Raw genomic sequence first — 12,652 nt, forward strand, 5'->3', positions numbered from 1 at the left:
CTACGCGCGGTAAGTTTCTGGCCATGCCACGTGGACGTCACCGCCATTCCCCGCCCTTGCACAGGCTGCTGCCTCCTTCGGCGATCGCAGGCGTCTCGCTCGTCTGCGCCGTGGGGCCCTGGCTGTTCGCGGAGCCGCTGGTGCTCCGTGGGCTGGCCGCGGGTGCCGCGGTGACGGCGGTCCTCGGCGCGGTCGTCATGCGCCGCTGGGACACCGCGGCGGGCAAACAGGTCGCGGACCTCACGCGCGCGCGGGCGAGCGACGAGTGGCGCCATGAGGAGCGCGTCGCCGAGCTGGAGACCGACCTCGACGAGTCGCGTGAGCTGCGCACCAAGCTGGAGCACAAGCTGCGCGCGAAGCGGGCGGAGCTGGCGGGCCTGCGCAACGAACACGCGGCGCTGCTGCGGCGGTACGCCACGGCGGAGACGGAGCGGGCGAGCGCCCTGGAAGGGCGTCGGCTGCTCGCGATAGAGACGTCGGTTCCGGCCCGCGCGCTGCCCGCCGCGCGGACGGCTCCGGCAGAGCCGGAGTCTCCCGAGGCGCCGGCGTCCCTGGAAGCGCCCGAGGTGCCCGAGATGTCCGAGGCGCCTGAGGTGCTCGAGGACGTGGCTGCCGCGAATGGGTCGGGGAGTGCGGGAACCGAGGCTGCTGAGGCTTCTGTTGCGGATGAGGCCGCCGACGCCTCCGAGACCGGCTCAGAGATCGCCTCCACCGCCGACGCCTCCGCGTCGACGGATTCGCCGGAGTCTCCCCAGGTCTTCTCCCCGGCCGGTTCATCGCTCTTCCTTCGGGCCGACGCGGCGCTGAGCCGGATCGCGAACGGCACTCCGGAGCCGGACGGCTCGGCGCAGAGCGAGGAGGCGCAGAGCGAGCCGGCGCCGAACGAGCCGGTGCAGAGCGACTCTGCGCATGGCGATTCCGTGAGCGGCGATTCCGTGCGCGGCGGGTCCGTGAACGGTGAGTCGGTGAGCGGCGAGCCCGCGAAGGGACGTTCCGCCGGGGCGGGTCCCTCCGCGGACGCCGCCGCCGCGGAGGAGGGCGAGGCGCAGGGGAAGCCCGAGGCGGCCGGCGGGCATGAGCGCGCGGCCGCCGAGACGAAGCTGTCCCAGCCTTCCCCGGCCGCGGAGTCGCCGCTGTCGTCGCCGGCCGTGAAGTCGCCGCAGGCCGTGAAGCCCGTGAAGCCCGCGAAGCCTTCCGGGCACTTCACCGTGCCGACCGCGGTGGCCGTCGTACCGGCCGCGCCCGTGCGGCGCCCGTCGGTCGAGGGCGGGTTCGACTTCTTCGGTACGCAGAAGGAGTCGTCCGCGGCCGCGCTGGAGGCCGTGCAGAACGAGGATCTCGCGGACGTGGTGGGCCAGGAGGCGCTGGCCCTGCACAAGGCCGAGGCCGAGGCCGGGTTCAAGCCCGCGGACGAGGAGTCCCGCGGCATCGGCCAGGTCATCGACCTGACCGCCCACGACGAGACGGAACAGATCGACGTGGCGGAGCTGCGGAGCGCGGTTTCCTGAACCCGCCTGTTTTCGTACATGAGGGCAGTGGCGCCGAGCCACTGCCCTCATCCCGTTCGGCGCGGCGTCAAGCCATCCACCGATCCGGCCGCGCCTCCCGACGCCCGGTACGGGACCGGTCGGCCTGGGCCTGAAGAAGTTCCACCGCCTCCGAGGCGTCCCTCAGGCGGGCCGTCACCGTCTTGTTGGCCCCCGTGTCCACATGAACGTCGGCGAGCCGCTTGAAGCGGGCCCACGGCCCCTGCTCCAGCCGCACGCTCTGGACCTTCGCGTGCGGCACGAGCGCGAGGCTGCGGCGCAGCAGCCCATGCCGCGCGACGAACACGGTGTCGGTGACGGCGAGCCCGTACCCCCGCCACCAGAACGGCACGCACCACCCGGCCCGGCGCGGTGGCCGCGACAGCGAGTCCGGCACCATCACCCCCGGCAGCACCCGAGCGATCACCGACTCGGCGACCTCGCGCGGAGCGACGGGCACGAGCACGGAGTTGGACGACCCCGCCACGTCCAGCTCCACCCGCACCCACCCTCCCCCACTCTCGGCTCCGCTCGAGCGGGGGGACCCCCATCGCCGCCACAGCAGCGGCTCGACGATCCGTACGGTCTGCACGCGCCCAGGCGGCACCGTCTCGTGCGTACGGTCGAGGAGCCCGTGGTCGATCCGGAGCCCGTCCGGCGATTCGCCCACCGTCCAGTCGTACTCGGCGACGAACCGCCCCACACTGCTCGCGCCCGCCGCGCCGAGCAGCGGCACCCCGGTCGCCAGGACCGTCCACACACTGTGGGTGCCGAACCACAGCAGCGGCGGTACGACGAGGGCGGCGGCCAGCGATCCCCAGGTGGCGCCGGTGAGCACCAGGGACACCGCCAGTACGCCCGCCGGCACGTGCAGCAGCTGCCGCACCGGCGCCTCGCCGACCTCGTGCGCGGTCTCCGGCGCGAAACCGGCCGCGCGGGCGAGGAGTTCGGCGCGCAGGGCGCGGGCCTCGTCCTCGCCGAGATAGGCTAGTTCGTCCTTCTTGTCCGTCCCGATGACGTCGAGTTTGAGTTTGGCGACTCCCGCGACGCGGGCCAGCAGCGGCTGGGTGACGTCGACGGCCTGGAGGCGTTCGAGCCGGATGTGTGCCGTGCGCCGGAACAACAGGCCCGTTCGGATGCGCAGTTCGGTGTCGGTCACCGCGAAGTGCGTGAACCACCAGGTCAGAAGGCCGTAGAGGGCCCCGCCGGTGACGAACACGGCGAACCCGATGAGCAGCGCGGTCGTCGTGAGTTTGGTCAGCTGCTCCTGCGCCTGGTTGGGGTCGTGCACGGCCCACCCGGCGATCACGGCGACCGGTGCCCACGCCCGCCGCAGCGGCGTCACGGGGTGCAGCCGCCGCTCGAAGAGCGATTTCCGCTCCCGCACCTCCTGGTCCGGGGGAGCCGCACCCTCCTCGCCTGGAGGAGTCGCGCCTTCCCGGCCTGGGGGAGTCGTACCCTCCTGGCCCGGGGGAGCCGTACTCACAGCCCCGCCGATCGTGCCTCGCCCAGCTCCGTCAGCCGGTCCCGCAGCCGCTCGGCCTCGGCCGGGTCGAGGCCCGGAATGCAGGCGTCGGTCGCCGCGGCCGCCGTGTGCAGCTGCACGCTCGCGAGCCCGAAGTGCCGCTCGACGGGCCCGGAGGTCACCTCGACCAGCTGCATCCGGCCGTACGGCACGACGGTCTCCTCGCGGAACAGCACACCCCGGCTGATCAGCAGGTCGTCCGCGCGCTCGGCGTACCGCCAGGAGCGCCAGTTGCGCCCCAGCATCCGCCAGCCCCACCCCATCAGGGCGAGCGGCAGCAGGGCGAAGGACGCCCAGACGGGCCCGGCGAGCAGCGTGAGCAGCAGCCCCGCGCCGATCGTCAGCAGCCCCAGCCACACCACCAGCAACAGTCGTCGCATCCGCAGCAGCCCCGGAGGCAGCCCGGTCCAGACCGGCTCACCCTGCGCGTTCGCGGTGGTCCCCGTGTTCTCGGCGCTCCCCGTCTCCATATCGCAAGCGTACGTAGGACAGACTGTTCCCATGACTCCTACGACGGAGACCATGGTCGGTATCGGCGGCGCCGCGGAGAGCACCGACATGGTGCTCAACATCGGGCCCCAGCACCCGTCCACGCACGGTGTGCTCAGGCTGCGGATCGTCCTCGACGGCGAGCGGATCCAGCACGCGGAGCCGGTCATCGGCTATATGCACCGCGGCGCGGAGAAGCTCTTCGAGGCGCGCGACTACCGCCAGATCATCATGCTCGCCAACCGCCACGACTGGCTGTCCGCGTTCTCGAACGAGCTGGGCGTGGTCCTCGCCGTGGAGCGGATGCTCGGCATGGAGGTCCCCGAGCGCGCGGTGTGGACGCGCACGCTGCTCGCGGAGCTCAACCGGGTCCTGAACCACCTGATGTTCCTGGGCTCGTACCCCCTGGAGCTGGGCGGGATCACCCCGATCTTCTACGCCTTCACGGAGCGCGAGGAGCTCCAGCACGTCATGGAGGAGGTCTCCGGCGGGCGCATGCACTACATGTTCAACCGGGTCGGCGGCCTCAAGGAGGACCTTCCGGCCGGATGGACCTCACGCGCGCGTGCCTCCGTCGCGGCCCTGCGCTCGCGGATGGACGTGTACGACGACCTGGTGCTCGGCAACGAGATCTTCCGGGGGCGTACGCGGGGCGTGGGCGCCCTCACGCCGGAGACCGTGCACGCCTACGGCGTGAGCGGGCCGATCGCGCGCGCCTCCGGGGTCGACTTCGACCTGCGCCGGGACGAGCCGTACCTCGCGTACGGGGAGCTCCAGGACACCCTGAAGGTCGTCACGCGCCAGGAGGGCGACTGCCTCGCCCGCTTCGAGTGCCTCCTGGAACAGGTCCACAACGCGCTCGACCTCGCCGACGCCTGCCTCGACCGCCTCGTGGAGCTGCCGCCGGGACCCATCAACCAGCGGCTCCCCAAGGTCCTTAAGGCGCCCGAGGGCCACACGTACGCCTGGACCGAGAACCCCCTCGGCATCAACGGTTACTACCTCGTCAGCAAGGGCGAGAAGACCCCGTACCGGCTGAAGCTGCGCTCGGCCTCGTTCAACAACATCCAGGCGCTCACCGAACTGCTCCCGGGCACGCTCGTCGCGGACATGGTGGCGATCCTGGGGTCACTGTTCTTCGTGGTCGGGGACATCGACAAGTAGGTCTCGGAAGTCCCCGACCGCCTCCGACGAGATCGTTCGGAATTCAAACCGCTAGTCCTCAAGGGGATCGTTCGGAATTCCAACCGGCTGGATCAGCCACCCGAAGTCGCCGAGGCCGCCGGGCGCGGTGAGCTCCGCCGCGGCGCCCGCGCTCGCGAGGGCGCGCACGTATGCGGTGGGGTCGGTGGACGCGAGCGTGAGCGCCGGGCGCGCGCCACTCACGCCCAGCGCGCGCAGCGCGGCGCGCTGGGTCACCACGCGCCCCCCGGGCAGCGCGCACGCGTCCAGCGCGACGTGCGCCGTGATGTCGCACGACCCGTCCGGCAACGGCACCGTCTCCCGCCCCTCCCGGAATCCGGTGAGCGTCCCGAAGGACGGCCGGGCGGCGGCGAAGTGCGCGTAGTCCACGGCGACGGCGAGACCCCGGTCGAGGACGGCGACGGCGGAGGCCCAGGCGGTGTCCCGGGGGAGCCCGATCTCAGCGCGCGCTCCTTCGGAGGGCGTGCGAGCTCCATCGAGGAGCGCGCGGGCTTCGTCGGACGGCGCGTGGGCTTCGTCGGATGGCGTGTGAGCTTCTTCGGACGGCGCGCGGGCCTCTTCGGGGACGGGACCGAACGCCTCGGTGAGCGCGCCGGCTCCTTCGGACGACAGCGGCCACCACCTCCGCAGCCACTCCGCCTCCGCCCCCGCGACGGGCTCCCCGAGGCGTTCGGTCCCGTCCCCGCGTACGAGAACGAGCCGCGCCACCCCTTCCGAGTCCACCTCGGCGACGTCCACCGGTACGTTGTCCAGCCACTCGTTGGCGAACAGCAGCCCGGTGACGCCCTCAGGGGGCTCAGGGAGCCACTCGATCCGGTGATCAAGGTCTGCGGGGCGGTCGGCGCGTTCGACGGCGTACCCGCGCGCGCGGGAGGCCACCTCGGCCGGGAGGGCGGCGAGGACCCCGGTCACGAGTTCGCCGCGGCCCGCCGCCATGTCGACGAAGGCGAGCGACGCGGGGCGGTCCAGTGCCTCGTCGACGCGGCACAGCAGCCGGGCCACGGCCTGGGCGAAGAGCGGTGAGGCGTGCACGGAGGTGCGGAAGTGGCCCCCGGGCCCCTCGGGCCTGCGGTAGAAGCCTGAGGGCCCGTACAGCGCCTCCTCCGTCGCCTCGCGCCAACCCCGCCACTCGCCTGTCGCCTCACGTCTCACCGGACCAGGCTAGGCGTCACGGACAAGGGAGCCTCCACCTTGGGGAGTACGAGCGCCGGTCGCGGATCGGTCCTCCGGTTGACCCCTGCACACTGCACGCTTCCCTACTCTGGGTTACGTGCAGCGCCTCTATGACTTTCTCCGCAGGTACCCGACGTGGGTCGACAGCTTCTGGGCCGTCGTCCTGCTCGGGATCACCGGCGTGAACATCACGAGCGTCAACGGGGCCCCGAACCACCACGGGTCGTTCACCGAGTCGTTCCTGATCTCCGTCGTCCTGTGCCTGGTGGTGGCGCTGCGCCGCCGTATGCCCGAGAAGATGCTGATCCTGGCCGCCGCGATGGGCCTCGCGCAGCTGATCCTCGACGTCGAGGTGATGACCGCCGACTTCGCGATGCTGGTGATCATCTACACCGTCGCCGCGGACGGCGCCCGCTGGGCCTCCCGGCTCGCGCTGACCGGCGGCCTGTGTGCGGGGACCCTCTCGCAGATCCGCTGGCCCGCGGCGGAATCGGGCGGGCTGGCCGTCGTGCTGATAGCGGTCTTCCAGACGGTTCCGTTCGCGCTCGCCTGGGTGCTGGGCGACTCCATCCGCACCCGCCGCGCCTACCTCGCCCAGCTCGAGGAGCGCGCCGCCCGTCTGGAGAAGGAGCGCGAGGCGCAGTCCAAGGTCGCCGTCGCGGCCGAGCGCGCCCGGATCGCGCGCGAGCTGCACGACGTCGTCGCGCACAACGTCTCGGTGATGGTGGTCCAGGCCGACGGCGCCGCGTACGTCATGGACACCGCCCCGGACCAGGCCAGGAAGGCCCTGGAAACCATCTCCGGAACCGGCCGCCAGGCCCTCGCCGAGATGCGCCGCCTGCTCGGCGTGCTGCGCACCGGCGAGCACCAGGAGAGCGGCGAGTACGTGCCGCAGCCCGACGTCGAGCAGCTCGACGACCTCATCGAGCAGTGCCGTATCGCGGGCCTCCCCGTCGACTTCAAGGTGGAGGGCACCCCGCGCCCCCTCCCCAGCGGGGTAGAACTCACGGCGTACCGCATCGTGCAGGAGGCGCTCACCAACACGCGCAAGCACGGAGGCCCGAACACGGGCGCGAGCGTGCGCCTGGTCTACTTCGACGACGGCCTCGGACTGCTCGTCGAGGACGACGGCAAGGGCGCGCCCCATGAGCTGTACGAGGAGGGGGGCGCCGACGGCCAGGGCCACGGCCTGATCGGCATGCGCGAGCGCGTCGGCATGGTCGGCGGCACCCTGGACGCGGGGCCGCGGCCCGGTGGAGGCTTCCGCATCAGCGCCCTGCTCCCGCTCAAGCCCGCCCACTGACACCTGTAACGGCCCCCGATGGCGGCCGCCCTTTTTGACCGAACGGAAGAGGACCCCGATGGCGATCCGAGTGATGCTCGTCGACGACCAGGTGCTGCTGCGCACCGGTTTCCGGATGGTGCTCGCCGCCCAGCCGGACATGGAGGTCGTGGCCGAGGCGGGCGACGGCGTCGAGGCCCTCCAGGTGCTGCGCGCCACCGCGGTCGACGTGGTGCTGATGGACGTGCGCATGCCGAAGCTGGACGGCGTGGAGACCACTCGCCGCATCTGCTTGGAAGCGAACCCCCCGAAGGTGCTGATCCTCACCACCTTCGACCTCGACGAGTACGCCTTCTCCGGGCTGAAGGCGGGCGCCTCCGGCTTCATGCTCAAGGACGTGCCGCCCGGCGAGCTGCTCACCGCCATCCGCTCCGTGCACAGCGGCGACGCCGTGGTCGCGCCCTCCACCACCCGGCGCCTGCTCGACCGCTTCGCGCCGATGCTGCCCCACGCGGGCAAGGCCCCCCAGCACAAGGAGCTGGAGCGGCTCACCGACCGCGAGCGCGAGGTCATGGTGCTGGTCGCGCAGGGCCTGTCGAACGGGGAGATCGCGGCACGCCTCGTGCTCTCCGAGGCGACCGTGAAGACGCATGTGGGGCGCATTCTGACGAAGCTGGGACTGCGGGATCGCGTGCAGGTCGTTGTCCTGGCGTACGAGACAGGACTGGTACGGGCGGGAGGGCACGGATGACCCGGGCGGGCGGGTACGGCTGACCCGGGGCGGACGGGGTGGTGCGCGGGGAGGCGGACGGGGTTGTGCGCGGGGCGGACAGGGCTGCGTGGGGGCGCGTGACCGGGGCGTAATCCGTGCCCACTAGGGTCTCCGCATGCTCCTGTGGATCAACGGCCCCTTCGGGGGTGGCAAGACACAGACCGCACACGAGATCCAGCGGCGCCTGCCGGGCAGCGTCATCTGCGACCCGGAAGAGGCCGGCTTCGGCCTGCGCCGCATGCTGCCGCCCGAACTCCGCAGTGACTTCCAGGACTTGGCTTCCTGGCGGCAGGGCGTGGTCGAGGTGCTCGACCTCGTCCTCACCAAGCACGACGGCGTGGTCATCGCCCCCATGACGGTCACGAATTCCCGCTATTTCGAGGAGACCGTCGGACGGCTGGGCGAACTCGGCCACGACGTACGTCACTTCGCGCTCCTCGCCCAGCGCGAGACCGTACTGAAGCGGCTGCGTGAGCGCGGCTTCGGGCACCTCCTTCAGTACGTCGCCGGGAAGGACGCTCCCTTGCGCAGGGAGAGTTGGGCCGTGCGGCAGCTCGACCACTGCCTGGAGCGGCTGCGCGAGCCGGAGTTCGCCGAGCATCTGTGGACCGATCACACGACGGTTGCCAAGACCGCCGACCGGATCGCCGTACTGGCGGGGCTGGCACTCACGCCGAACCGGGACGGGGTGGTGCGGGGGCGGCTGCGCCGGGCATGGACAGGGGCGAAGCACATCCGGTTCGACTGAGGCTGCGCCCGCGGTCCGCGGGTGCCCCCGGCTTCAGCGCAGGATGCCTTCCAAGAAGTCGCTCCCCAGCCGAGCCACTACGGTGACGTCCAGCTGGTGCAGCACATACCGGCCCCGGCGCCTCGTGGTGATCAGGCCCGCCTTCTTGAGCACGCCCAGATGCCGGGATATCTCAGGGGCCGTCATTCCGTGCACCTGCGCCAGCTCGCCCGTGGTGAACGCGCTGCGGCCCAGACTCCGGCAGATCCGCATCCGCACCGGATGGGACAGCGCGGTCATCCGCAGGGTCAGCTGCTCGAGCGAGGACGGTGCCGCCAGCTCCGGGGATCCGACGGGATAGTGCAGCACCGGCTGCCAGCCGTACCGGTGCAGCACCATGAGGTGGGGCCAGCCGAGACTGGTCGGCACGAGCAGGAGGCCGCCGTCGCCGGTCGCCGTACGCGCGTGGCCCAGCTTGTCGACCGTGATCGCGTGGGCGGCCTCGTCGAGCTCCACCGCCGAGGACACCGACGCCACGGCCTCGGCCAGGCCCTTGCGCCGGAGAAGGTCCGTCTTGTGGCGGGCGTCCGCGGCGAGCTGGTGGTGCAGCCGGGCCCAGGACTCCGCGAAGAACGCCTCGTCGCAGTCCTCCAGGAACTGTCGCAGCCACGCCCGGATCCTGGGCGGGTCGTCCAGCAGCCGCTTGCTGAACCGCAGCTGCTGCGGCCCGCGCGCGGCGGCCAGCTCCAGCGCGCGCTGCTGCAGCTCCGGGTCGGAGAGTGTGTCCCGGCCCGGCGCGGCGTAGGGGAGCGCGCAGGTGAACTCCAGGGCCGCGTCCACGAACTGCTCGTCCGTCAGCTTGTCCAGCAGGTCCAGCTCCTCGGCGAGGGTGGCGCCCGGGAGCGTCGCCCTGCCGGGAATCCCCGCGTACGGCAGGAACAGATCCGAGAACGTCGTACGCCACAGGAAGTCCGCCTCGCACATCCGGTCGGCGAGATGCGGGTCGAGCCGGGCGGTCACCCCGGTCGCCCAGCCCTGCAGACCGGGGTGGTGCCCCGGCTCGGACAGCGCGTGCAGCGCCATGCCGAGCTCGGCCAGCGGTGACGGCACGACGGCGATCCGCTCCCGTCGCAGCCCGGTGATATCGATGTGCACGCTCATGACCTCATGGTGCACCCCGCCACTGACAACCCCGCCGTCGATTGACGGCGGCCGTCAATCGGGGCGACATGTGCCGTGAGCGGGCGCAGTCTGGGATCAGAACCGGGGCAGACCGCGCGGGGCCTACGGATCCCAGTTCCCGTCCCGAGAGGCGAACCGCCATGAGCGTCACCCAGCAGTACCTCCTCGACACCTACCGGGCTCGGCAGCACGGCGAGCCCACCCCTCCGGCGCCCGGACGGCACGACTGGCAGGTCGCGCGCGAGCTGCGCGACTACCGGCAGTTCCGGGCGGCCGTGGCGGAGCGCCCGGCCCATGGGCGGATACGGCAGGCCCTGGGCCGGTGGCTGCACGGCCGGCGGCACGCGAGCTGCTGAGCGGCGGCACGCGAGCCGTCGAGCGGCGGCACGCGAGCCGCTGACCCGGGCCGGCCTTCGGAGCGGACCCCGAAGCCGGGCGCTCCGGGCCGGGCCTCAGCGGGGCAGCCGTGCCACGAAGTCCGAGACGGCCGCCCTGACGTCGTCGGCCGTCCACTCCAGCCCGTCGGACCGTACGGAGACCTCGGTGAACGCCAGGCCCGGCCCGGCGCTGCCCCAGGGGCCGGCGAACAGGAAGGTCTTGGTCTCCTCGGCCTGCGCCGTCGCCGCGTCCTCCAGCACGTCGACGTCGTAGGGAAGCCAGACCTGGAACTCGTGGGTGTGCGGCTCCTCGGGGTGTACGCGGGCCCAGGGCACCCCGGCCGCCGCGAACCCCTCGCGCAGCGCCGCGGCGACCACGCGCGCGTGGGCCACGTACTCAGGCAGCCGGGGCAGCTCACGCTCCAGTCCGGCCAGCGCCGACAGCACCGCCGGGAACTGGTGGACGACCATGCCGCCGTACCGGTGGCGCCAGGTCTTCGTCTCGTCGATGAGGGTCTTGGGGCCGGCGAGTGCCGCGCCGCTGTACCCGTTGAGCGACTTGTAGAACGACACGTAGACGCTGTCCGCGAGTCCGGCGATCTCGTCCAGGGGACGGCCGAAGTGCGGGGTGCAGTCCCACAGGCGTGCCCCGTCGAAGTGGACCACCGCGTCGCGTTCCCGGGCGGCTGCCACGACCTCGGAGAGCTCCTCCCAGGAGGGCAGGACGAAACCGGCGTCCCTCAAGGGCAGTTCGAGCATCAGCGCCCCGAAGGGCTCTTCGAAGTCCCGGACCTCGTCGGCGGTCGGCAGTCGGGGCTCACTCGTCACACGGACCGGGCGCAGCCCGCTGACCGTGCTGAGCGCGTTGCGTTCGTGCACCTCGGGGTGGCTCAGCCCGTGCAGGGCGACGGTCGTGTTGCCGGTGCGGCCCGCCCAGCAGCGCAGCGCCACCTGCTGGGCCATCGTGCCCGTGGGGAAGAAGGCGGCGGCCTCCATGCCCAGCAGTCCGGCGACCCGCTCCTCCAGGGCCTCGACTATCCGGTTCCCGTACATGTCCACGGGTTCGTCCAGGTCGTACAGGTGTGCCACCTCGTCCAGGTCCGCCAGCCGCTCCCGGAGCGTGGCCTTGTGCCCGGGGCGCGACAGGAGGCGCTCAGCTCCCCGGTAGGCGGCCGTCCGCCGCTCCCGCCGCTGCTCGGCCGAGGGCGCCTCGACCAGCCCTTCGCCCTGCTCGGCCGAGGGCACCTCGGTCTGCTCTTCGGGCTGCTCCGCCGTATCACTCATCCCCGGATCATCTCTTGAGCCGGGCTGCTCGGGCACTCGCATTTCCACGCCCCCGCGCCCCGCGGAAACCCACAGCCTGTGGACAACGAAAACGGCCCCCGAACCAATCGCGTTAACATGACGAGAAATCGTCCGGTACCCCGAGCGGACTGGAACGGAAGGCCGCCGTCGAGTGAGTACATTTCCACAGCCAGACCCCAAGGACCGCCCCGCCCGGCTCACCGTCGGCGTCGTCGGCGCGGGCCGTGTCGGCCCCGCGCTCGCCGCGGCGCTCCAGCTCGCCGGACACCGGCCGGTGGCCGTCTCCGGGGTCTCCGACACCTCCAAGCGGCGGGCCGCGCAGCTGCTGCCCGACGTGCCGCTGGTGTCCCCGGCACAGGTCCTGGAGCGTGCGGAGCTGGTGCTGCTGACCGTCCCGGACGACGCCCTGCCCGGGCTCGTCGAGGGACTCGCCGAGACGGGGGCCGTACGGCCAGGACAGCTGCTCGTGCACACCTCCGGGCGGTACGGCGCGCGCGTGCTCGACCCGGCGCTCAGGGCGGGCGCGCTGCCGCTCGCGCTGCACCCCGCGATGACGTTCACCGGCACCCCCGTGGACGTACAGCGGCTCGCCGGATGTTCCTTCGGGGTCACCGCGCCCGAGGAGCTGCGCCTGGCCGCCGAGGCCCTGGTGATCGAGATGGGCGGCGAGCCCGAGTGGATCGCCGAGGAGAACCGGCCGCTCTACCACGCGGCCCTCGCGCTCGGCGCCAACCACCTGGTGACCCTGGTCGCCGAGTCCATGGAGCTGCTGCGCGCCGCGGGCGTCGAGGCACCCGACCGGATGCTGGGCCCGCTGCTCGGCGCCGCCCTGGACAACGCCCTCAGGTCGGGCGACGCGGCCCTCACCGGGCCCGTCGCGCGCGGGGACGCGGGCACGGTCGCCGCGCACGTCGCCGAGCTGCGCAAGCACGCCCCGCAGACCGTCGCCGGCTACCTCGCGATGGCCCGCGCGACCGCCGACCGGGCGCTCGCCCACGGACTGCTCAAGCCGGAACTCGCCGAGGACCTCCTCGGGGTACTCGCCAACGGGACCGAAGGGGACGCCCGATGACGCGCGCGCTCGGAAACGG

12 protein-coding genes are annotated in these 12,652 nt (G+C 72.4%); 7 read left to right on the forward strand and 5 right to left on the reverse strand.

All coding sequences use genetic code 11. From position 1 onward, the window contains the following. Positions 1-23: 23 nt before the first annotated feature. Positions 24-1,508 (forward strand): hypothetical protein, encoded by a 1,485-nt coding sequence (locus tag ACZ4WS_RS24750; RefSeq protein WP_467983389.1) that lies wholly within the window; start codon positions 24-26, stop codon positions 1,506-1,508. 67 nt (positions 1,509-1,575) lie between these two features. On the opposite strand, the gene ACZ4WS_RS24755 is transcribed toward ACZ4WS_RS24750, so the two are convergent. Further along, entirely contained in the window at positions 1,576-2,913 is a 1,338-nt protein-coding gene (locus ACZ4WS_RS24755; protein ID WP_467983390.1) for a PH domain-containing protein, read from the reverse strand. A gap of 95 nt (positions 2,914-3,008) precedes the next feature. Next, positions 3,009-3,521 (reverse strand): PH domain-containing protein, encoded by a 513-nt coding sequence (locus ACZ4WS_RS24760; protein WP_467983391.1) that lies wholly within the window; start codon positions 3,519-3,521, stop codon positions 3,009-3,011. A 31-nt stretch (positions 3,522-3,552) separates the two neighbouring features. Here ACZ4WS_RS24760 and ACZ4WS_RS24765 point away from each other — a divergent pair, with 31 nt between their 5' ends. Next, positions 3,553-4,704: an NADH-quinone oxidoreductase subunit D gene (locus ACZ4WS_RS24765; protein ID WP_467983392.1), complete on the forward strand. Its 1,152-nt coding sequence runs from the start codon at positions 3,553-3,555 to the stop codon at positions 4,702-4,704. A gap of 51 nt (positions 4,705-4,755) precedes the next feature. Here ACZ4WS_RS24765 and ACZ4WS_RS24770 read toward each other — a convergent pair whose 3' ends face one another. Beyond that, on the reverse strand, positions 4,756-5,895 hold the full coding sequence (locus ACZ4WS_RS24770; RefSeq protein ID WP_467983393.1) for an SAM-dependent methyltransferase: 1,140 nt from the start codon (positions 5,893-5,895) through the stop codon (positions 4,756-4,758). A 118-nt stretch (positions 5,896-6,013) separates the two neighbouring features. On the opposite strand from ACZ4WS_RS24770, the gene ACZ4WS_RS24775 reads away from it, so the two are divergent. From ACZ4WS_RS24775 to ACZ4WS_RS24785, 3 genes are all read left to right on the forward strand, one after another. Further along, entirely contained in the window at positions 6,014-7,219 is a 1,206-nt protein-coding gene (locus ACZ4WS_RS24775; protein ID WP_467983394.1) for a sensor histidine kinase, read from the forward strand. Between the two features lie 58 nt (positions 7,220-7,277). Continuing rightward, the gene (locus ACZ4WS_RS24780) at positions 7,278-7,949 is read left to right on the forward strand and encodes a response regulator transcription factor (RefSeq protein ID WP_467983395.1); all 672 of its coding nucleotides are present in this window, start codon (positions 7,278-7,280) and stop codon (positions 7,947-7,949) included. A 136-nt stretch (positions 7,950-8,085) separates the two neighbouring features. Then, complete coding sequence (locus ACZ4WS_RS24785; RefSeq protein WP_467983396.1) at positions 8,086-8,718, forward strand: AAA family ATPase; 633 nt, start codon at positions 8,086-8,088, stop codon at positions 8,716-8,718. Between the two features lie 33 nt (positions 8,719-8,751). Here the strand turns inward: ACZ4WS_RS24785 and ACZ4WS_RS24790 are convergent, their stop codons facing one another. Next, complete coding sequence (locus ACZ4WS_RS24790) at positions 8,752-9,858, reverse strand: DUF5937 family protein (protein ID WP_467983397.1); 1,107 nt, start codon at positions 9,856-9,858, stop codon at positions 8,752-8,754. A 161-nt stretch (positions 9,859-10,019) separates the two neighbouring features. Here ACZ4WS_RS24790 and ACZ4WS_RS24795 point away from each other — a divergent pair, with 161 nt between their 5' ends. Beyond that, positions 10,020-10,235 (forward strand): hypothetical protein, encoded by a 216-nt coding sequence (locus ACZ4WS_RS24795; RefSeq protein ID WP_467983398.1) that lies wholly within the window; start codon positions 10,020-10,022, stop codon positions 10,233-10,235. 96 nt (positions 10,236-10,331) lie between these two features. Here the strand turns inward: ACZ4WS_RS24795 and ACZ4WS_RS24800 are convergent, their stop codons facing one another. After that, positions 10,332-11,540, reverse strand: a complete 1,209-nt coding sequence (locus ACZ4WS_RS24800) for a threonine aldolase family protein (protein ID WP_467983399.1) — start codon at positions 11,538-11,540, stop codon at positions 10,332-10,334. 172 nt (positions 11,541-11,712) lie between these two features. Here ACZ4WS_RS24800 and ACZ4WS_RS24805 point away from each other — a divergent pair, with 172 nt between their 5' ends. Continuing rightward, positions 11,713-12,633 carry a Rossmann-like and DUF2520 domain-containing protein gene (locus tag ACZ4WS_RS24805; RefSeq protein ID WP_467983400.1) on the forward strand — a complete coding sequence of 307 codons (921 nt, stop codon included), beginning with the start codon at positions 11,713-11,715 and terminating at the stop codon, positions 12,631-12,633. Positions 12,634-12,652: the final 19 nt, after the last annotated feature.

It is taken from the genome of Streptomyces sp. NPDC029292, assembly GCF_055569295.1.